This window comes from Clostridium sp. CM038 (genome assembly GCF_055081105.1).
In genome coordinates this window covers 2,792,990-2,814,104 of the sequence record NZ_CM143651.1, presented here as the reverse complement: position 1 = coordinate 2,814,104, position 21,115 = coordinate 2,792,990, and the positions used below count along the sequence as shown (strand labels likewise).

Sequence of the window (21,115 nt, the reverse complement as noted above, 5' to 3'; positions counted from 1 at the left end):
TGTACGAGTGCCGGTTTTCGTATATGAGGCAAAAAACGTTCAAGGTGTTTCATTAAAAGGTAAAATGGAGGCCTCAAATGAAAGAGCTGTAACTATGATGCTTAGAGAGAAAAGCTATTATCCTGTTAGAATAAAAGAATATAAGAAATCCTTAAATGTAGATTTAAGCTCTCTTAAAATGGTTAGTACAAAGGATATATCAATATTTTGCAGACAGTTTTCAGTTATAGTTTCTGCGGGAATCAGTATAGTTAAGGCTGTAGATATAGTTAAAGAACAGACAGAAAATCCAAAGCTTAAAAAAGTTTTATATGTTGTGAGCGAAGAGATACAAAAGGGTAAAACTTTTTCAATATCCCTTAGAGAACACAAAGATATTCCAGATATGCTAGTAAATATGGTTGAGGTTGGAGAAACTAGCGGGAATTTGGACACAATTTTGGGAACATTAGCTAAGTATTATGAGAATGAGCATAAACTACAGCAAAAAATAAAGCAGGCCATAACATATCCAAAGGTTATTGTTATTTTTTCATTTATTGTTGTAACTGGGATTGTAATCTTTGTGGTGCCTACATTTACAAATATGATTATAGACGCAGGAGGAAAAATTCCACTTCCTACTAAAATTGTTATGGGCATCAGTAATTTTTTTAGAGAAAATATAATAGCTGTAACTTTAATTATGTTATTTACTTTTCTATTGTTTAAAATTTTGGGCAATAAGGGTAAGAGAAAATTGAGAAATGATAGATATACTATGAAAATGCCTATATTTGGGAAGCTATATTTGAAGATTGTAACAGCTAGATTTGCTAGAACATTTGGAATACTTTTATCTAGTGGAGTACCAATGATTGAAAGTTTAGAAACCTGCGCGAAGGTCCTTAATAGTAGAACAATTAGTGATATACTTTTTTCTATTAAAGAAGAAGTTAAAAAAGGGATAGGTCTTGGTGATGCTTTGTCAACTAGGGAAATCTTTCCACTGATGCTTACTCAAATGATTAAAATAGGTGAAGAATCTGGTAATATGGATGAGGTCTTAAAGAAAACGGCTGATTTTTATGATGATGAGGTAGCGAACGCTACAGCACAAATGACTGCTTTAATAGAACCCCTTATAATAATAGGATTAGCAATGGTAGTCGGATTTATAGTGGTATCAATAATACTACCTATCTTTGGCATGTATGATGCAGTAGGGGTCTAAAGGGTCTAAATTTGATAATTATCAAAGCTAATACTTTGATGAATATAAATATTATATGAAAAGGGAGGAATTATAAAATGATTGAAACGATTATTAAAAAGAAGAAAAAAGGATTTACACTTATCGAGCTTATTGCAGTTATAGCAATACTTGCTATACTAGGTGCTATTTTGGTGCCAAAAATTACAGGCTATTCCGACAGTGCTAAGAAAGCTAAGGCTATATCGGATGCTAAAATTATAGTGAATGCAGCAGCAGCCTACAATGCTGATCATGAAACTGCACAAATTGCAGATACAGGTACTTTTAAACTTGGATTAGATGCAATTATAGGAACTGGAACTGGAAAAGTTATAGAGGTAAAACCTAGTGAATTTTCTGAGGTGACAACATTAGCACAATTAAAGGTGATTGCAGCTGCTGGCAAAGATCATATAATTCTTGATAGTAATGGAATGGTAACATCTAACTAATAATTTAAGGTTTTTAGCTTAATCAAGGTGATTCAATGCTTTGGTTAAGCTTATTATTGAATGAAATTTTATTACTAAACATGAGGTGAATTAAGTGTTTGAAAAGGATAGAATTGCTCTAGACTTAGGTTCTACCAGTATGAAAATAATGATAGGTAATAAAAAAGAAGTTAAGTTATTTGAAACTATAAAAACCTCAGAGGGTAGCATTAAAGATGATAAAATAGTGAATCTTGAAGAAATCAAGGATTCACTTGGAGTGTTTTTAAAGAAGAACAACATTAGAACAAAGGAGATTGCCTTTACTATCCATGGACAAGAGGTTATATCAAGACATACAGAAATGCCAATAATGGATGATAGAGGAATAAAAACTTCACTTGAATGGGAAATGAATCAGTATCTCCCAAGAGATATAAGCGAATACACTATCGATTATGAAATTATAGAGAAAATAGATACCTCAGAAAAAAAAGCATTAAGACTTTTAGTTTCGGCTGTACCTAAAGAAAAAATCAACCAATTAGTTAAAATTTCTCAAATGTTAAATTTAGAGATTGTAGCAATAGATATTTCTTCTAACTGTGCACGAAGAGTGTTTAAAGATGCTTCAAAAAAGAGTACTTCATCAGAGAATATTGGTGTTATAGATATTGGTAGTAACAATACCAATATAATAATATTAGATAAAGGAAAACTTTTTATTGAAAGAGAAATTCCATTTGGTGTAAATAATATACTCAAGGAAATTATTAAAAAAGAAAACATTGAGCACATTAGTGCATTTGAATATTTAGAAAAAAATATTAATTTTATAGAAAATAAAGATGATAATGAACTTGAAGGCAGAATAAAAGCACTTTTTAATAATGTTTTATTATCTTTAGAAAAAATAGTCACTTTCTTTACAATAGGTAAAACTAAGGGTAATTTGGATAGTATATATTTAATTGGCGGAGGTTGTGTAATTAATGGTTTAAGTGAATACGTTAGTAATTATTTTAACTGCTCTGTATATATTTTAGATGATGCTAAGAGTATTGGAGTGAAGACAATAATTCCTACTGAATGCAATATAAAACATTTTATTGGCACCCTAGGCCTTTTACTTAGAAAGGAGTAACTCATGTCTGAATTAAATTTAATACCCTACGAACTAAAGGTTAAAAGAGAGAGGAAATTAAAAAGCAAGAACTATATTTCCATGGGAATTATAGTTCTTGCAATACTCTTTACAATTGTATATGTCCCGAAGCTTTATTTGAATAAGCTTATTTCAGATGAATCGGATTTTAAAACTGAAATTGCTGACAATTACGAAGTCGTTCAAGAAAACAAAAAGATTTTGTCAGATATTAAAAACTATAACTTATATAATAATGAAGTAGATTTATTAATAAAGCAAAAGGTAAGTGTCACAAACAAAATTAAAAATCTTGAAAAATATATTCCGGTTGATGTATCACTTACAGATATTAATTATTCAAAGGGAACAATAATGATAGGTGGAGCTTCAACAAATTATGCTTCAATTAGCACTTTTGCTGCAAATCTTCAAATGTCAGTTGAGTATCCAATAGCTAAAATTGGTAACATAAATAACTCTGATATTAAGACAAAAGGGTATACATTTACTATAGAGATAAGTGAATAGAAATATTTAGAATTTTGAGGTGATTTTATTGAGCAATTTTAGTAAGAGAGAGAAACTTCTGGTTATAGTAGGAACCATTTTAGTAATCTTGTATCCATATTACAATCTTTTTCTAAAACCAATAAGTCAAAAAATAAAGATTGTAAATCAAAGCATAAGTGATAAAAAGATAGAATGTGATTCGATTGAAAAATTTAATGGTTCAAATATAAGTAATACTGAAAAGCTAGAAGATATTAAAAATATATATAATGAATCAGTAAAGGTGCTTCCTGAAAATGAAAGAAATCCTGAGATATCTTATAGCATAAATTCTTTTGCCACTAAGAATAAAATTAAACTAATTTCTGTTGCCTTTGGGCAAAGTGTAAATTATTCTTCCAAAAGTAGTGTGAATAATTCTGCGAACATCACTGCAAATGCCAATGAAGTAGATAGTTCTATTGACAGTACTAATCAGAAATTAATGTTTGTACCAGTAACTGTTATAATTAGCGGTGATTATTCATCTGTTTTAAGTTTCATTAGTGACATAGAAGGGGATAGTAGATTGGCTGAGATAGTTGATATAAGTATGTCTTCAGCACAGGGAGAAAGCAAGGGGCCACAAGCAACTATTGTTTTGAACTACTATTCTACTGAAGGTACTATTAAAAACAAACCAAGCTATGATTTTAAGGATGACAATGTTGGGAAAAGCAATTTGTTTAATTAAGGGGTTTGATATTAGTGTCTAGGAGCAGAGATATAAAGTTACAAAAGCACAAGGGATCTTCTTTATTACTGGTAATTGCTATAGTTGGTGTTTTACTTATCTTGTGTTCGGCTTTAGGAACTAGTGTAGTTTGGGAAGCTAACAATGCAAGAAATCAAGAAAAAAAGACACAAGCATATTATATAGCAAGAGCGGGGGCGGAAGCCGCGGCTAAATATATAGAATCTATGAACAGTAAGGATGTGAGTACATTGGTATCTCAACTTCCACTCCATTCTGATAATACTATTTTTGGTAATGGTAATTTCAACATAACAATACCGACTATAACAAATGGAAAATTACTAATTAAATCAACAGGTAAAGTTAATAATGGTAAAGACTCCGGTGGAAGTCCAAAATATATTACAGATACAGTTACAGTTGTTCTTAAAAATACTATATCACCTACAATCATTACAACAGCTATTTTTGCTAATAGTAGTATTATTCTTAATGGCGGTAGTGTGGATGGAGATATTGGGACCAACTCTATAGCTGCTAATTCAATTAAGTATTATAAGGATGTAATTACTAGCGGTCATAAAATTATAATTCCTAATACTGGGAACAATGGTGAATTAGAAGGTGCAGTAGTTAAAAAGCAAGGAAATTGGATTAAACTTGTACCCGTAGAGAATTCACCTAACACTGTTGTTGGAAATTACCCAACGCCAGTTATGCCAAGATTCCCAAATGGTCTTGCAAATATGGGTAATATTACGATTAATGGTGCTAGTAGCGTAAATATTAGCACTGATGGATGTTATGAAAAAATTGAAATATTAGATGACACTACTCTAACTATTAATACAAGTACAGGGGATAGAAATATAAGAATAAAAAATTTAAACATGAAACAAGGTAAAATTGTAATTACTGGAGGTAATAAAGTTAATATATATGTGGACTATTGTACTAACCTAAAAGGATATGTTAACAGCGATGGAAAATCAAATGGAGATAAAAACAAATTACAATTTTATTGTAACAATACTACTCCATTTACTATGGATGCTGAAACTCATATTTATGGTTCTGTAACATGGGGCACAGGGGAGATTATATTAACTGGATCAGGTGTGATTATAGGAAATTTAACCTCCATAGGAACATCCATTCTTTTTGATGGTGGAAGCTTTTTAGGTTCACAAATTTTATATGCACCTAATGCAGATATTACTTTAAATAGTGGAAAGATTACAGGCGCTGTTATTGGAAATACAGTTACCGTCACTAATAGCGGATTTGTAATAAAGTTACCTAGCGATCTGCCACCTTTATCTGTTAATTCAGATAGATACGAAATCTCGTATTGGAAATAAAAAAAATTATTTTTAGGAAGTGAGTTTATGAAAACTGTTTCAAAACAAAGCGGGGTTACATTAGTAGAAGAAATCGCTTCGCTTGCAATAATTTCAATAGTATTAGTTACATTTTTACCAGTTATTACAGGTAGCTTAAAAAACATTCATGTTAATGGTAATAGGACTATAAATGTTTCTTCTGCTGAAAATATAATTGGGAATGCAATAAAAGGTAATTCGACTACAGGTGTAGTTCAAACAAGCAAGATGATTCCAATGACGTTGAAAAATTCTGAGGGCATAATGATACTAACACCTGGAAGCATTAAAGGTACGGTGTTTACTTTTGATAAAAGTGGCGACAACCAAACAACGCTATCTACCTTTGTTCCGTTGGATGAAGTGCTTAGAGGAGAGTAATATTAAATGAATCAAAATAAGGGCTTTCATAAAAAGGGATTTACACTATTGGAATTGGTTGTAACAATTCCAATAATGATAATGGCTATAGCTTTAATTTTTTCTATTGGAGATTTTGGAAATAGATATTTCAAAAAAACTAATATACAAATGAATAATCAACAAGTTGTTAGACTAGTTGGAGATTATATTAAAAAAGATATTAGAAGTGCTAAAATAATAAATAGTGACAAAACAATTGTTAAAGAACAAAATGTGAATGTTAATTATTATGTATTAGCATACACAGGTAATCACTTAGTAAAGCAAGTAAGGAAAAATAGTGATGAAACTTTAGTCAGTGAAATAACCATAGGTGATATGCTAACAGATTTATCTTTTTTGACTGCTACGGATAAGGGGATGCTAAAGTATAAAGTAACAAATAATGCTAACGGACAAAATTATAGTGTAACATATGAAGTTGTACTTGATAACATAAGTACGGTTGTGTTACCTAGCGCCAGTACACCAACTATATATTATGCAAATAATTAAAGTAATAAATAATAAAAATAGTTTAACAATTTAAAGACATGTCAACACTTTCAAAAGAGGTGATGGCATGTCTTTTAAAATTACGTGGAAAACGCATGTAATATGCATTTTAATAACATTTATAACCGTAAAGCTCCTGGGGAGTAGCGCAAATAACATACTAGATAATTTCTTTCTAAAACCTTTTATTTTTTACCCAACGTCAAACTTAATCATTAATTTTTACATATATGTGTTGCTTCTTATGATTCCTATATCAATTGTCCATGAGAGTATACATGGATTAGCATTTTTAGCTTTTGGTGGTAAAGTTAGGTATGGATTCAAAGGCATTTATGCATATACCCAGGAAATATCTGAGCTACCTATAGATCGCACTAAATTTCTAATCATCCTTATGGCACCTTTAACAGTACTGTCTATTATAACATTATTGCTACCTATTTGGCTGGGAGGTATAATATTCCTGATTAATTTACTAGGAGCTTCAGGGGACTTGTATATGTCTTTTAAGCTAATAAGGTATGACTTTAATAGTAAAATAGTTGATAAAAAATATGGATTTGATGTAGTGTAGGAAAGCCATGGGTTGAAATAGCAGTCCATAGCGTTCCTATTTTTTTAATAGCATCTAGATTTCTTTTACTTAACTAATGTGAGCAGAAACTGATGTATGCAAATATGTATATAAATAATAAATAAGGATAACATTGTGAATATAACCATGGTAGTCAGTTTATAGTTCTTCTATAAATTGGCTACTTATTTATGGAAGAAATACAGAGTCCTATAAAGCGGGTCTCACATGTAAAACTCAACTCAATTAAAAGTTATTAGCTCTCAAAAGGAGTTAAAATAAAAAGATAACAAAAGGGGAAACAAAGAATGATGAAAAATGTTAAAAAGAAAAAAGGATTTACCCTAATTGAACTAATAATTGTAATTTCAATTATTGGGATTTTAGCGGCAATTGCGGTGCCTAAGTTTAGTGGGGTACAAAAGGATGCTAAAGCAAAAGTTGATGTAGCTAGCGCAAAGGTTATTGGTGATGCCACAAATACTCTTATTGCTAAGGATGGCATAACAAAAGCAACTTACTTTAAACCAAGTCATTTAGGCAAAGAAATAACGGATTATCTTCAAGTAGAGCCTGATGTTAAGGCAGTTACTGATGGTGAGTTTTTTGTTGAAATCGATGGTAATGACAATGTTTTTGTTACAGTTGGCGGCGCCCAGTTGTATCCTAAACAAAAGGGAGTTTATCCTCCCGCAAAATAATAAGCATATCTGTAGTCTTATTTATTTGTCCAAAGTTTTAATGACTTTGGACTTTGAATTATTAGACATTCACAAGATTACGTTGCATTAATATTTGAAAAAACTTTATATTAAAGTAATCCTCCTAAAACATCTTATTTTGTGGATTTAATTATCATTAATTTATATTTTGAATGTTATTATTTGCTTATATATGTTAAAGTAATAATGAAAATAAATACAATAGAGTTAAAAACTTATATTAAAATAGATTAATATAAATGCTTCTTTGTATTTAAATATAAAAGCAAATTCAAGGAGGTTCTACCTATGGAAAGTATTTTCGGAATAATTATTTTTATCTTAGGATTATTAATAGGAAGTTTTTTAAATGTATGTATATATAGAATTCCAAAAGGAGAAAATATAGCATACCCAGCATCGCACTGTACTTCTTGTGGCAGTGATATTAAACCTTATGATCTTATACCAGTATTCAGTTGGATTTTTTTAAGGGGCAAATGTAGAAATTGCGGAGAGAGGATATCTAGCAGATATGCACTGGTAGAAATTACAACAGCTATATTTTTTTTATTAACTTATTTTCAATATGGAGCCAGTATTTATCTAGCACGGTATTTAATACTTATACCTTTTTTAATAGTTATAGCTATGATAGATTATGATACTATGGAAGTATATACCACTACAACATGGTTGGCTGTTGCTATGGGTATTGTTTTACTAGGAGTGAATATCTACATGGGACAATCAATAGTTACCTACATTTATGGAGGGATACTCGGAGCAGGTACAATTACCTTTATTATATTATTGTCAAAACTTATTCTTGGGACAGAGGGTATGGGTTGGGGAGATGCAGAGATTTGCGGGCTTTGTGGTTTGTTTTTAGGGTTTAAACTAACCATTGCGATGATGTTCTTTTCTTTTATAATTGGGGGAATCATTGGTGTTTATTTAATGAGATTCAAGAAAAAGAATGGTAGAGCAGAAATGCCCTTTGCTCCATCTATTATAATAGCCGCTTTTTTAATGATAATTTGGGGTGATAAAATTTTAAACTGGTACTTGAATTTAATTTTATAATTAACTGTAAAATTTCAAATATTTGCAAATGACAGTCTAAACATAAGGACTTTAATGAAAACTAGAGGATTACTCGAATAGTTTAGGTAATCGCTAAACTACCTAGAATGGCGACCTTTGGCTCTTGTGAATAAAAGTTGTATAATAAGTCATAACTGAATCGGTTATGGAAGGTTGATAATATGCAAAACATTTTGCAGAACATGAATAATAGAGGAAAGGAAAAACCCATGAAAGCTAAAAAAAGTGATTATCTTCAAAAAATTTACGAGAAAAATACTAGTACAGGAAATTATGTTATACAGGTAGCTATAGATAAATACACTGACATATTTAATGAATGGGATCGTGCTCCTTTTAGAAAAAGAGATATGGATCCGGATTTAGCACTTTTTCTTGAAAACTGTTTTGAAGATATTCCGGCTAAACATGGAGTAGATATATGTTTCTACTTACCTAAAGAGGGAAAAGATGTAACCAGAGAAGAATTGTTAATTGCAGGTATTAAAACTTATTATTCCTTTTATTTGCATCAAGAAATTAGAGTTTTAAAGGGGAATTATAGTAGGTTATTCAAATATTTAGTTTCATCATTTAGTTTACTAGCAATGTCTATTTTTTTAGGTACAATAGTTGGTGAAAACATAATCTTAGAAACATTGCAACAAGGATTTAACATAGGCGGCTGGGTATTTTTATGGGAAGTTATTTCAATAGTAATATTTAGAGGACGCGAAGTTAGTTCTGAAATTAATAAATACCAGAGATTTTTAAATTCATTAATTTATTTTAAATATGGTAATGAGAACCCGTTATCATAGGATAGTTAAAAGCTAAAAAGGTAGATATTTCTGCAACAGCAAAAATATCTACCTTTTTTATTACCTTTAGGAAATATTAAACTAACCTTGTTACGGTTTTGTTTTAAAATTTAAAGGATTCTTCTAAAAATGTATATTTAGGAAGACCATTTTCTATTGATATTTTTGGTTCCCCCATTATTAATGGCAAGGTGTATTCGTATGCGTCGCGCGTAACATTATTACCTTCCGAATTTATCCATTCCAAAGGGAAGTATTTTATGTTATTTGCAACATGTACAGTATCGAGCGCAAAAGTTGCAGAGGTGTAAGGATCGTTTGAAAGTCTTCTTATACCTATCATATTTCCGCTTATTCCATCTATAGAATAAATAGCAGCGGCTTTTCCTACTTCATATGCTTCATCAATATCTGTTTGAGATGCACAGTGCATTGAACAACGTTGAGTTGTAGAAAGTTCTAAAACTCTAACTTTTTCAGCGGTACTCGTAGTTAAAATTAAATCCTTAAGGTAGGCACAAACACCACCTAATTGAACATGACCAAATTTATCGAGGCATGTTGCTCCCATTTCACCTAAGAATTTACCTTCTTTAGTTCGGATGCCCTCAGATACTACTACGAAAACATGATTTTTTTCAGTAAGTTTTTTACTGACATCTTTCAAAAATTTCTCTACATCAAAAGCTACTTCTGGTAGATATATAAAATCCGCGGCAGGTTTACCGTTAATAGTTGCAAGGCAAGCACTAGCAGCGAGCCACCCAGTATCACGTCCCATAGTTTCAAGTATGAAAACCCCTTTTGCAGGATAAACACTGGCATCTAGGAAGTTTTCAAGAACTTGAGTGGCAATTAGTTTAGCTGCGCTTCCAAAGCCTGGGGTATGATCCATAATTGGTAGATCATTATCTATTGTTTTAGGAATGCCAATAAATTTTATATCCTTATTATGCTCAGTTGCGTAAACGCTAAATTTATGAACAGTATCTTGTGAATCATTCCCCCCGATATAGAAGAATGTTTTTATTTCATATTCTTCTAATATTTCAAAGAGTTTTATGTATTCCTCGGTGCTTTTTTCAAATGGTTTTAATTTATATCTGCAAGAACCAAGACCAGAGGAAGGCGTGTATTTTAATCCTTTAACATCATCATAGTTAATGGTGGATAGGTTTACAATGTGGTTGTCTAAAATACCTTGTATTCCATATATACCAGCATAAACATTATCATAATAGTGAGAATTTATATTTGCGTCTAGTAATCCTATAGCACTAGCATTTATTACGGAAGTTGGACCTCCTGATTGCGCTACGATACAATTTTTCATTAGAGAATCTCCCCTTTCAATAGAACTTAAATTAATAGTATGTTCTTATAGCACATACCTATTTATTATAATGCACATAAAAACAAATAACAAGCCAGTATTATAGCGTAACAGGTGATGTTAAAAAAAAAGACGAAAATCTATAGAACTATTAGAAGTTTCGTTTAATAATAAAATTGTTGCAAAAATTCGAAGACTAATTTTGAAATTAATGATAAAATATATATATAATATTTTAAAAATTCTGTGAAGTTTTTGGTATTAAAATCAGGAGGGATACAATGTCGATTAATAAAAATAAACATAAAAAAGAATTGAAAAATAATATAATTTTAAAAGAAGTTAATATAAGAGGAAATTTATGTGGGGAATTTGCGGAGTATACTATTGACCATGTATATGAGAATAAAGGAAGCAATAATGTAGAAGCAATTTATACTTTCCCAATTCCAGATGGAGCTGTAATATCTGGTTTTGAAGCAGTGCTTGGCGGTAGGACTATAAAGGGATTAATACAAGATAAGGAAGAAGCAAATAAACTATACGAAAATCTTAAGGGAAAAGATAATAACACTTTTATGCTGGAAGAATTTAAAGATAATATAGTTAGAATATTTATTGGCAAGATAATTCCTAATGAAGTTGTGAAAATTAAAGTGTCTTATATAGAAGAACTTAGTTATGAAAATAGAAACTTAAAATTAATTATTCCAACTATAATAACTCCAATAAATCTTTCTACTAATAATAATTTACTATCTAATAAAGATAGTAGCACCAATGAAAATTATAAGTTCACTTTAAGCCTATTAGTTGAATCCTTAACAAAATTAAAATTTAAATGTTCTTCGCATAAACTCAAGGTTGAATATGAAGAAAATAATTTATATAAAGTAACGTTAGATGGAAAAAATCAAAAAATGGATCAAGATTTAGAAATAATACTAGAAGAGCAAGAAAAATTAGAAACTACAGGAATGATATATGATTATCCGAGAGATGATAAGGGGATTTTATATTTAAGGTTTATACCAGAGATTGAAATAGAACAAAAACCGACTGGAGAAAATTATATATTGCTGTTGGATATATCAATGGATGAAGATAAGTTAATAGAAGGTAAAAATGCGCTTCAACTATGTTTAAGAAATTTAACACTAGGAGATACCTTTAATATTGCAGCGTTTGGAGATAAGCTTAATTACTTCTCTAAAGAGATGAGGGTTGAGTTTAACGAAGAAAATTTAAGCAGTGCTAGCAAGTGGATTGAAGAACTTACAACAGAAAAAGATGCAGCAATTTTTGATGCAATAAAATATGCACTACTTGGGAAAAGTGAAAAAGAAGAAAATATAATATTCTTATTTACAGATGATGTGGTTGAAAATGAAAAAGAAATATTGAATTTTGTGGAAGAGAACATTAAAGAAAGCCGAATATTTACTTTTGGAATAGATACTTCAGTAAACAGTTATTTCATAAATAAATTAGCTCGTATTAGCTATGGTGCTGCAGAAGTTATTTCCTCAGATGAGAGAATTGAAGATAAGGTGCTTAGACAATTTAATAGAATCAAAAATCCTCAAATTACTGACATTGAAATTGATTGGGGTAAAATGAATGTGGAAACAACATTCCCAAGAACTATTGAATATATGTATGATAAAGAACCATTTTCAATTTTTGCTAAAATTAAAGGAGAAGTGGGCGGTGTTGTAACTTTAAAAGGAAAAGTTGGTAACAATAGAATTCAAAGAATAATTATGCTTAATGAACTTGAACTAGAAGAAAATGTGAATTTAATTGAAAAAATGTGGTACAAAAAACGTATAGAATCTCTTCAACACAGAGTCAAGTATGAACGAGGGGAACTTCGTGATGCAATGAGCAATAAAATTGTTGAAATTTCTAAAAAGGTTGGTATAATTTGCAAAGAAACTTCTTTTATTCTTTATGAAGAGATGGAAGATCCAATAATAGGAATAAGAATAAGAGAGATTTTACCAGTTAAAACAACGAAAAAATTAGGGATTTCCTGTGAAAGTTTAGATGAAGACTCTGAATCAACAGCATTTTATTATAAAGATTTATTAAAACTAAAAGAAGGCAATGATAAATATTCTAATTTTCAAAGAAATGAGTTATTAAGGATTTTGGCGTCGAACCAATTTGCCAGCGGAGCTTTTGGTATTAATGTGGAAGATAAATTAGAAAAAAATATAAAATACACTGTAAAAGCTATATTAGCATTTATCATAGGCCGCGAAGACACTAAGAAGTATACTAATCAATTAAATAAATCTATAGAATTTTTAAATGGAGCATTAGGAAAGAATGATTTAGAAATAAACAAAGAAGAATACCTAAATTTATTGTTAGTTTTTAAACTGGCTATTAAAAAGAATATAGCACTATCTTTTCACAAAGAAAATATTGATAAGAAAATTAATGAAATCAAAGAAAAATTTGAATTGCAGAATGTTGATGTAATTGAAATGCAAGATGAATTTATTAATAGGTTAAGGGAAAGTTCTAATGAGCCTAAAGACACACTTAATTTTATAATTGACACCGCTATTTTAAAAACTGTTTAAAATTCACTAGAGTTTTTAAGTATTAGGCACATGGAAATAAATAAGTAGTCAGGATATACTGACTACTTATTTTTATGAATCAACCTAAGAATAAGGAAGTAAGGCAATGATAAATGAAAATATAAAAGATTTAGAGTATGGCAGGTCAGAAATAATTGAAAAAAGAAATAGCATAAGAAAGAAATTTATAGTAAGATCTATTAATGTAAAAAATGGAAATATACAATGCATGTCAAATGAGGATTTGAAAATTTTATTCTATTTGTATGATGAAGAATTTTTTTATGGTTACTTTAGTAAAAGATTCAAAGGGAGCTTAATTTTTTCATTATCCACTAGGATGACTTCTGCTGCAGGAAAAACTATGTATAGTAGAAAGATAAAACTATTGCAGGAAGCAGAAGAAAGTTATGAAATCAGGATGGGAATAAAATTCTTTTTTCAGTATTATAAGGTAGACAGAGACAAAATAGTATCTGGTATAAATACAAAAGATTCCTTAGAGGCATTCCAAATAGTATTAGAACATGAATTATGCCATTTAATTGAACTACATATTTATAAAGAATCTAGTTGTAAAAAACTTAGGTTTAAAACTATGGTTAATAACTTATTTGCCCATACGGATGTGTATCACCAATTGCCAAGTCAAAAGGAGATAATTTCACAAAAATACGGTTTAATAACAGGACAAAAGGTGAGTTTTGTGAATGCAGGTAAAAAATATAGTGGGTTCATTTATAAAATAAATAAAAGAGCAATAGTTATGGTGAAGGATTCAAAAGGCACTTATAGAGATGGATATGGAAATGCATATTCTAAATGGTATGTACAATTAGAGAAACTTAATTTTTAAAAAAGATTGTCACATAACATCATAATTTATGATATAATTAGAAATAATTGCTAACGAAATTAAGATGTTTTTATATTTTGTCAACGATTAATATAATATCAAAATCAATACGTGTAGCATGTGCTACATGAGATGTAAATAGGAAGGTGACAAAAATGAAGAGGATTCTTTCAGTAATATTATGTAGTGTGGTAATATTTACATTGGTCGCTTGTGGGAAATCTGAGGTAAAAAAAGAGGAGCCAAAAGCAGTTACTAAAGTAGAAACTAAATCAGAAACTAAAGAAGAAACTAAATCAGAGCCTAAAGAAGAAGTGAAAAGTAGTGAAGTGCTGCTGTATTTTAGTGATGATCAAGCTATGTACTTAGTAGGAGAGAAAAGAAATATAACAAAGCCTACAGCTAAATCTATCGTAGAGGAATTAGTAAAAGGACCTAGTGCAATGAGCGAAGGAGCAGGAAAATTGTATGCAACATTGCCTGTTAGAGCACAAGTACTAGATGTGCAGATTAAAGAACATATAGCTTATGTTGATTTTAAAGGTAACTTAAGTGAGAAAATGCAGGGTGGCTCTGCAGGTGAGGGAATGGCTTTATTTTCAATAATAAACACATTGGTTTTAGATAAGGAATTAGGAATAACAAAGGTTCAATTTCTTGTTGACGGGAAAAAGGTAGATACTATCAAAGGCCATTATGATGTTAGTAAACCTATGAGTGAAAATAAAGAAATGATAAAAAAATAATACCCACAAGGTTTCAGATTTATAGATTACTGAAAAACAAAAAGGCAAGTTTATTATAAATACATTTAAACAAATAACAAGTCAATATGCTAGCCTATTTGACTTGTTATTTATTTTCATGTACCTAATAACTTGCCTTTTAACCCTAGGGATTATTTGACAACTTAGAACAGTCTTCGCTACAACCCATATACATACCTACACACCTATTTGTAATCTTTCAACAACATACAAGCATTACAGCACATATATACATCTTTGCTCGACAATATAGAACACCTTGGGAGCCAAAAACAATCTCTCGATTAAGAATAACCCCTAGTTATAAGTTAATAAAACCTGCGGCAACCTATATCATCTTAGCTCGAATATTACACATCCGGGAGAACCATATATATACGGTTAGGCACATATCCAGCTGTTAAGAACCCATAATAATCTTCCCTCCAGCATATACAAAACCTTAGCAGATCTCGCATACACCTTTGGCCGAATACTCTAAAGCCATTTCCAGCCTACGAGCACTCTAGACTCAACCATAATAAATCATCTACTAAGATTATTGTATGCTTTTTTTTATTTATTATACTATAAGGCATAATAAAAAAATTATAAAAATTAGCCAAGAGTAAGAATTTCTTTCAGAGAGGATATAACAAATTCAACATCTTTATCAGAAACCCAATTGTGAGTAACAAAACGCATTAATCCATCTTCTTCTCCATTAATTTTTATTCCTCTATTGTAGAATTTCTCTACTAATTTATCGCTACTAAATCCAGTACTCCTCATATCAAAGAATACCATATTAATATGGATATATTCCTTATTGACTACTATGCCAGGGATTTTTGACAATTCTTCGCCTAGAACTATAGCATTTTTATGATCTATTTTAAGTTGTGGAATCATCTCACAAAGTGCTACAAGGCCTGCTGCAGCTAGAATACCGGATTGCCTTAAACCTCCACCTAAAACTTTTCTTTTCTTTCTTGCCTTATCAATAAAAATTTTACTGCCCGCAAGCATAGAACCTATAGGTGCACAAAGAGCTTTGGATAGGCAAAACATAACAGAATCACAATACTTAGTAATTTCTTTTGCATCCACATCTAAGTAAGCAGAAGCATTAAAAAGCCTTGCTCCATCTAAGTGAACAGGTACTTCATGCCCTTTTGCCAAGGTGTAAATTTTTTTCATTGTACTTAGAGGTATTACTGTACCGAAGGAATGAGCATTTTCTATGCATATAAGGCCTGTACTAGGATAATGAATGTCTTCTTCCTCTTTTCTGATTTTAGATTCAATTTCTTTAGGATCTAATTCACCCTTATTGCTCATTAGAGTTCTAAGCTGAACCCCAGCAATTATTGATGCACCAGCAACTTCATGCATTACTATATGGCAATCATCACCAAGAATTACTTCATTACCCCTAGTGCAATGAGTAAAAAGTGCTAGTTGATTACCCATTGTACCACTTGGTACAAATAGCGCAGCTTCTTTGCCAACAAGTTTAGCAGCATACTCTTCTAGTGTTTTTACAGTTGGATCATCTCCATAAACATCATCTCCAACTTCAGCTGTGAACATAGCTTGTCTCATATTTTGTGTAGGCTGCGTTACTGTATCACTTCTTAAATCTATAAATTTCATTTTAATAACCTCCCTAAAATATTTATAGATACTATTATAACTTAAATTTTTTTATATTGTAGGGAATAATAAAATCTTAATGGAGTAGTAGTAATATTACTTTTGGTTTTTATGGTAAAATCTATATTAGGGGGTGGTAAAGTAATGAGTGGAACATTTCGATTTATTCATGCTGCAGACTTGCATTTAGGTTCCTTTCTTAATATAAATGGGAAACCACAGGAGGAAATTCAAGGCTTGTGTAAAGACGCTGTCTATGATGCCTTTGAAAGGATATGTAATAAAGCTATTTCATACAAGGTAGATTTTATATTACTTTGTGGAGACGTTTATGATAGCTATTTAAGATCAGTAAGAGGAAATAGTTTTTTTATTAATCAATGCGAAAGACTAAATGAAAAAGATATAAGTGTATATGCTATTTACGGTAATCACGATGCTATAAATGATGCACAGGAATTATTTGCTATGCCACAAAATGTTCATATATTAAGCGCTGATAAAGCAGAGAGTTTTGTGGTATACAAAGAAGGGAAAGTTATAGCAAAAATTATTGGGAAATCTTATAAGCATCGATCCGAAAGAGAAAAAATATATGAGAATTATTTATTGGATAATGATGTTTTTAATATTGCAATGCTACATACTGCTTTAGAAGGGGATAATAAAAATTATGTTCCTTGCACTTTGGAGGAACTTAAGGTGGTGCCTAATATAGATTATTGGGCTCTAGGTCATATTCATAAACTAAGTATTTTAAGCACTATGAAACCTATTATAGCTTTCCCAGGGATTCCTCAAGGGCGTGATATGGGGGAACAGGGAGTAGGGGGAGTTTTCTTAGTTACAGCATGCAAGAAAGAAATTGCCCATATGGAATTCATACCTGTAGCAACAGTTATGTATAAAAGGGTAGAAGTAATAATAGGTGATGAGAATGAAATAGAAAATTATAGTGATTTACTTCGAGTAATTTACGATAAGATAAGTAGTTTAACATATAGCCTTCCTGAAATTTATAGCGAGATTGTTCCTTTAAATGAAGATACATATTCTAAGGAAAGTACGCCTTTAAACGAAGATCTATTGGATGAATTTAAAGGCTATATTGTGAAGCTTATAATAAAAGGAAGAACAGATATGCACGGTGATATAAATAACATGACGGAAGATGATTATAAGCAGTTTATAGAGGATATAAATGAAGAACTGGTCGCCCAAAAATATTTTCTGTGGATAGATTCCATAATATTTAGAACCAAACCACTTATGCAGGATTTTGAAAGTCTAAAAATGCAAAACTCTATTTTTAAGGATTTAGATGAAATAATTAGCTTATATACTGAGGACCCTGAGCATAAAAACCAACTTGCGAAAAATTGGGGATCCATTTGGAAAAAACAAATTTATACAGAAAATATAGATGAAGATAAATTTGATTTTGATGAAGAGATTATGCAGGATATTATATCACAAGCTAGAGAATTGCTTATTGAAAAATTGGCAGAAGCTTTAGAAATAATGTAGGGGTGGTGAGAATTTGAAAATAACACAGCTAGATATTAGAGATTTTGGCGTGTTTCAAGGTGAAAAACTGGAAGACTTGGGTAGCGGCATAATAGTTATTGGTGGTGCAAATAGATCTGGTAAAACTACCTTAATGCAGGTACTTAGAAATATCCCCTTTGGGTTTTCAAAGAATAGCGGTATACCCCCAGCTAAATTCCAATACAATGTACGATGTGATTTATTATTAGATGATGGAAATGGCGTAAATGTACTTTTAAAAGGATTTAGTAATCCGGAGATAGTTTATAATAATGCTACAGACAATAAAGCTAATAAAGGGTTATATAATATAGATAAATCAGCCTACAGAGAACTCTTTACCATAAGTCTTGATGAACTCAATAAAAGCTCTGGCAAGGAAGATAGTAACCTACAGTCTATGCTACTGGGTGCAGGTTTTAAGCATATTGCAAAAATTCCTGGAGTTGCTAAAGAGTTAAGGGAAAAAGCTAATACAATCGGTGGAACTCGTGGAAATCCATCAACTAAAATGTTTAAGCCCTTCACGGAGAATATTAAAAAAGGCGTAGAGGGAAGGGAAAAATCCATATCCATGTTAGATACTTTTGCTGAAAAAAAAAATAGATTGTCCCGTCTTCAGGCTACCATAATTTCAAAGGAGAAGCAGCTTGAGATTAGCAATAATAATATAATTAAATTAGACATTTTAAGGCACAATTATGAGCTTAACCAAGACAGAAAAAATATTGAGGGTGAGCTTCAAACATATTTTTTTAGTCATAGCCATATAAAGGAATATAATATAGAAAAAGCAAAGACTCTAAAAACTCAATATATTAAAGAGTTAGAACAGTACAATAATGACAACAATGAATTTCAAAGGGAAATAATCACAGAGAAACCTATGAAAGAATTACTTTTAGGTAGCAAGGATTTAATTAGTGATTTTTATAATGGAATATCAGGCATTAAGGAAATGAACAAGAACCTACTAAGTGAAAAAAATGAGTATTATGAGAAAACACAGTTATTAATGAATAAAATTAAAAAATCAAATGATAACTGGTCTAGTTTTAAAGATATTTCAGAGATTAATTGTGATGAGGTGCAACAATGCATTTTAATACAGAATATTGAAAAATTTAAAAAGGCAGAATACGATAGAGTACTTTGTGATAAAAGAAGTGGAGACCTCAAAATCCAAAGGGAGATCTTAGAAAAACAAATAGTAACCTGCGATTCTGCAACTTATATGAAAAAGTATTTTTATCTTACAATATCTTTTATGATTTTAGGCTTGGCATTATTTTTTATTGATAAATTGATTGGGTGTTCACTAATAATAATTGGGGCAATAGGATCAGCCCTATATTTGTTTATAAATTACTCAAATAGCAAACTAATTATAAATAGAAATATAGAAATTAAAACTCAGATAGACAATAGATCAGGTGATATCAGTAATAATTCCCAGGAAATAATAAGCTTAGATGAGGATTTAAGAGAACTAAACAACATAATGGACGAGTATAGGGACATTCTAAAGCTTGATGGAAGAGTCTCAGTAGAAGGTATCAAGGATTATTTTAAAACCGTGTCTTATTTAAAGGATGAAATATCGGAGTACTATTTATTAAAGAAAAAACTAAGCAGTCACTTTAATACCCTTAATGAATCTTTAAGTGGTATTGATGAGGTGCTTAAAAGATTTACTGAGTTTAAGTCTAAAAATCCAGAGGAAATAAATTTAGATAATATTGAAAATATTTGTAGCGACATACTGCTAAAGTTAGAGGAGTTATATAAGTATTTGATACTGGTGGAAAAAGCCCATGAAAGTTACTTAAAATTAAACATGGTAGAGCATGAAATATTGGGGCTCCTTGGAAGCAATTACTTAGAGGATATAATATTAAATATAGAAAAGTATATAAAATATTTAAATATGCAGAACGAATTAAAAATTATTCAGGAGAAGTTATTGCAATCGGTAAAAAGCCAGCGTATAAAAAAAATATTATATGATGGGAAAGTAGAAGCTGCGCCCAGTGATGATGCAAATCTATTAAAAATCCTTGAAAATTTATATAGGGAGTATATCAATATAGATGAACTCACTTATGAATATGAGGGATTAAATGCTGAAATTAAAGAATTGATAGGGCAATTGGATATTTTAAAGAATGAAAAACAAACTTTAAAAGATGAACTCCTAGCCTTAAATTCTGATGAGATGTTAGTGCAATACGATAAAGAAATTAGACAGGCAAGAGGCCACTTGCGGCCCCTTGCAGAAAAATATGCTGTTTATAATACAGCAGCTTTATTACTCGAAAAAATCAGAGAAAAGTTTTTAGAAAGTACTAAGGATAAGTTATTAAAAGGAGCTAGTGATATTCTAAGTGAAATAACCTCTGGGGAATACAAAGATATTGTGCCTATGGAAGATTTAATGCAGGGAGACTTTAAAACTGTATTACGAGATGAGAGTGTTAAGGAGAGTTCAAGAGAGTTAAGCAGGGGCACAAAAGAACAATTATTTTTGGCAGTTCGTATAAGCAGAATAAAAGAAATTAAGCCAAGTTTACCAGTGATTTTAGACGATTCCTTTGTTAACTTTGATATTGCACATACGAAAAATACAGTTAAGGCATTAGTACAGCTTTCAAAAACTCATCAGATTTTTGTACTTACCTGTCATGCAACTTTAGTAGAGTTAATAAATGATCTAGAGAAGCAGGCACAATATTTCAAATTAGACAAGGGTAAGTTTGAAAAAAGCACAGGGGGAGATTTGAAAAAATATCTAAAAGAACTATAAGTGCATTTCCTTTGAAATAGGTGCGTAAAAAATGGT

Annotated in this window: 19 protein-coding genes; 17 read left to right on the top strand and 2 right to left on the bottom strand. The window is 30.6% G+C overall.

From position 1 onward, the window contains the following. Positions 1-7: 7 nt before the first annotated feature. From ACWJKS_RS13065 to ACWJKS_RS13010, 12 genes are all read left to right on the top strand, one after another. Positions 8-1,213, top strand: coding sequence for a type II secretion system F family protein (locus tag ACWJKS_RS13065; protein ID WP_462959732.1), 1,206 nt, complete (start codon positions 8-10; stop codon positions 1,211-1,213). Positions 1,214-1,290: 77 nt separating this feature from the next. Further along, positions 1,291-1,686 carry a type II secretion system protein gene (locus ACWJKS_RS13060; protein WP_220286010.1) on the top strand — a complete coding sequence of 132 codons (396 nt, stop codon included), beginning with the start codon at positions 1,291-1,293 and terminating at the stop codon, positions 1,684-1,686. A gap of 94 nt (positions 1,687-1,780) precedes the next feature. Beyond that, complete coding sequence (gene pilM / locus ACWJKS_RS13055; RefSeq protein ID WP_462959731.1) at positions 1,781-2,809, top strand: type IV pilus assembly protein PilM; 1,029 nt, start codon at positions 1,781-1,783, stop codon at positions 2,807-2,809. Between the two features lie 3 nt (positions 2,810-2,812). Beyond that, on the top strand, positions 2,813-3,340 hold the full coding sequence (locus tag ACWJKS_RS13050) for a PilN domain-containing protein (protein ID WP_462959730.1): 528 nt from the start codon (positions 2,813-2,815) through the stop codon (positions 3,338-3,340). A 28-nt stretch (positions 3,341-3,368) separates the two neighbouring features. Further along, entirely contained in the window at positions 3,369-4,055 is a 687-nt protein-coding gene (locus tag ACWJKS_RS13045) for a hypothetical protein (RefSeq protein WP_462959729.1), read from the top strand. 14 nt (positions 4,056-4,069) lie between these two features. After that, complete coding sequence (locus ACWJKS_RS13040) at positions 4,070-5,419, top strand: hypothetical protein (RefSeq protein ID WP_462959728.1); 1,350 nt, start codon at positions 4,070-4,072, stop codon at positions 5,417-5,419. Positions 5,420-5,446: 27 nt separating this feature from the next. Then, positions 5,447-5,821: a type II secretion system protein gene (locus ACWJKS_RS13035; protein WP_462959727.1), complete on the top strand. Its 375-nt coding sequence runs from the start codon at positions 5,447-5,449 to the stop codon at positions 5,819-5,821. Between the two features lie 6 nt (positions 5,822-5,827). Next, the gene (locus ACWJKS_RS13030) at positions 5,828-6,358 is read left to right on the top strand and encodes a PulJ/GspJ family protein (RefSeq protein WP_165411987.1); all 531 of its coding nucleotides are present in this window, start codon (positions 5,828-5,830) and stop codon (positions 6,356-6,358) included. Between the two features lie 67 nt (positions 6,359-6,425). Further along, positions 6,426-6,935, top strand: a complete 510-nt coding sequence (locus tag ACWJKS_RS13025; protein WP_220320153.1) for a DUF3267 domain-containing protein — start codon at positions 6,426-6,428, stop codon at positions 6,933-6,935. Positions 6,936-7,243: 308 nt separating this feature from the next. Next, complete coding sequence (locus ACWJKS_RS13020; protein WP_290441233.1) at positions 7,244-7,636, top strand: prepilin-type N-terminal cleavage/methylation domain-containing protein; 393 nt, start codon at positions 7,244-7,246, stop codon at positions 7,634-7,636. A gap of 309 nt (positions 7,637-7,945) precedes the next feature. Continuing rightward, entirely contained in the window at positions 7,946-8,722 is a 777-nt protein-coding gene (locus ACWJKS_RS13015) for a prepilin peptidase (RefSeq protein WP_462959726.1), read from the top strand. Positions 8,723-8,904: 182 nt separating this feature from the next. Next, the gene (locus ACWJKS_RS13010) at positions 8,905-9,543 is read left to right on the top strand and encodes a hypothetical protein (protein ID WP_165411984.1); all 639 of its coding nucleotides are present in this window, start codon (positions 8,905-8,907) and stop codon (positions 9,541-9,543) included. Between the two features lie 103 nt (positions 9,544-9,646). Here ACWJKS_RS13010 and ACWJKS_RS13005 read toward each other — a convergent pair whose 3' ends face one another. Continuing rightward, entirely contained in the window at positions 9,647-10,876 is a 1,230-nt protein-coding gene (locus ACWJKS_RS13005) for a 6-phosphofructokinase (protein WP_216301702.1), read from the bottom strand. A 281-nt stretch (positions 10,877-11,157) separates the two neighbouring features. On the opposite strand from ACWJKS_RS13005, the gene ACWJKS_RS13000 reads away from it, so the two are divergent. The 3 genes from ACWJKS_RS13000 to ACWJKS_RS12990 all read left to right on the top strand — a co-directional run bounded on the left by ACWJKS_RS13000 (position 11,158) and on the right by ACWJKS_RS12990 (position 15,072). Next, positions 11,158-13,470, top strand: a complete 2,313-nt coding sequence (locus ACWJKS_RS13000; RefSeq protein WP_462959725.1) for a VIT and vWA domain-containing protein — start codon at positions 11,158-11,160, stop codon at positions 13,468-13,470. Positions 13,471-13,576: 106 nt separating this feature from the next. Beyond that, positions 13,577-14,326, top strand: a complete 750-nt coding sequence (locus ACWJKS_RS12995; RefSeq protein ID WP_462959724.1) for a hypothetical protein — start codon at positions 13,577-13,579, stop codon at positions 14,324-14,326. A gap of 155 nt (positions 14,327-14,481) precedes the next feature. Further along, on the top strand, positions 14,482-15,072 hold the full coding sequence (locus tag ACWJKS_RS12990; protein WP_462959723.1) for a GerMN domain-containing protein: 591 nt from the start codon (positions 14,482-14,484) through the stop codon (positions 15,070-15,072). Positions 15,073-15,690: 618 nt separating this feature from the next. On the opposite strand, the gene ltaE is transcribed toward ACWJKS_RS12990, so the two are convergent. Then, on the bottom strand, positions 15,691-16,728 hold the full coding sequence (ltaE, locus tag ACWJKS_RS12985) for a low-specificity L-threonine aldolase (protein WP_165411979.1): 1,038 nt from the start codon (positions 16,726-16,728) through the stop codon (positions 15,691-15,693). Positions 16,729-16,872: 144 nt separating this feature from the next. Between ltaE and ACWJKS_RS12980 the strand changes: the two genes are divergently transcribed. Next, the gene (locus tag ACWJKS_RS12980) at positions 16,873-18,255 is read left to right on the top strand and encodes a metallophosphoesterase family protein (RefSeq protein WP_462953708.1); all 1,383 of its coding nucleotides are present in this window, start codon (positions 16,873-16,875) and stop codon (positions 18,253-18,255) included. Positions 18,256-18,268: 13 nt separating this feature from the next. Next, positions 18,269-21,079, top strand: a complete 2,811-nt coding sequence (locus ACWJKS_RS12975) for an ATP-binding protein (RefSeq protein ID WP_462959722.1) — start codon at positions 18,269-18,271, stop codon at positions 21,077-21,079. The last annotated feature ends 36 nt before the right edge of the window (positions 21,080-21,115 follow it).

What these genes read in the sequence shown, in the direction of transcription:
- ACWJKS_RS13005 (WP_216301702.1), bottom strand. Translation starts at nt 10,876, where the DNA reads ATGAAAAATTGTATCGTAGCGCAATCAGGAGGTCCAACTTCCGTAATA.
- ltaE (WP_165411979.1), bottom strand. Translation starts at nt 16,728, where the DNA reads ATGAAATTTATAGATTTAAGAAGTGATACAGTAACGCAGCCTACACAA.
- ACWJKS_RS12980 (WP_462953708.1), top strand. Translation starts at nt 16,873, where the DNA reads ATGAGTGGAACATTTCGATTTATTCATGCTGCAGACTTGCATTTAGGT.
- ACWJKS_RS12990 (WP_462959723.1), top strand. Translation starts at nt 14,482, where the DNA reads ATGAAGAGGATTCTTTCAGTAATATTATGTAGTGTGGTAATATTTACA.
- ACWJKS_RS13030 (WP_165411987.1), top strand. Translation starts at nt 5,828, where the DNA reads ATGAATCAAAATAAGGGCTTTCATAAAAAGGGATTTACACTATTGGAA.
- ACWJKS_RS12995 (WP_462959724.1), top strand. Translation starts at nt 13,577, where the DNA reads ATGATAAATGAAAATATAAAAGATTTAGAGTATGGCAGGTCAGAAATA.
- ACWJKS_RS13015 (WP_462959726.1), top strand. Translation starts at nt 7,946, where the DNA reads ATGGAAAGTATTTTCGGAATAATTATTTTTATCTTAGGATTATTAATA.
- ACWJKS_RS13025 (WP_220320153.1), top strand. Translation starts at nt 6,426, where the DNA reads ATGTCTTTTAAAATTACGTGGAAAACGCATGTAATATGCATTTTAATA.
- ACWJKS_RS13000 (WP_462959725.1), top strand. Translation starts at nt 11,158, where the DNA reads ATGTCGATTAATAAAAATAAACATAAAAAAGAATTGAAAAATAATATA.
- ACWJKS_RS13010 (WP_165411984.1), top strand. Translation starts at nt 8,905, where the DNA reads ATGCAAAACATTTTGCAGAACATGAATAATAGAGGAAAGGAAAAACCC.
- ACWJKS_RS13035 (WP_462959727.1), top strand. Translation starts at nt 5,447, where the DNA reads ATGAAAACTGTTTCAAAACAAAGCGGGGTTACATTAGTAGAAGAAATC.
- ACWJKS_RS13020 (WP_290441233.1), top strand. Translation starts at nt 7,244, where the DNA reads ATGATGAAAAATGTTAAAAAGAAAAAAGGATTTACCCTAATTGAACTA.
- ACWJKS_RS13050 (WP_462959730.1), top strand. Translation starts at nt 2,813, where the DNA reads ATGTCTGAATTAAATTTAATACCCTACGAACTAAAGGTTAAAAGAGAG.
- ACWJKS_RS13060 (WP_220286010.1), top strand. Translation starts at nt 1,291, where the DNA reads ATGATTGAAACGATTATTAAAAAGAAGAAAAAAGGATTTACACTTATC.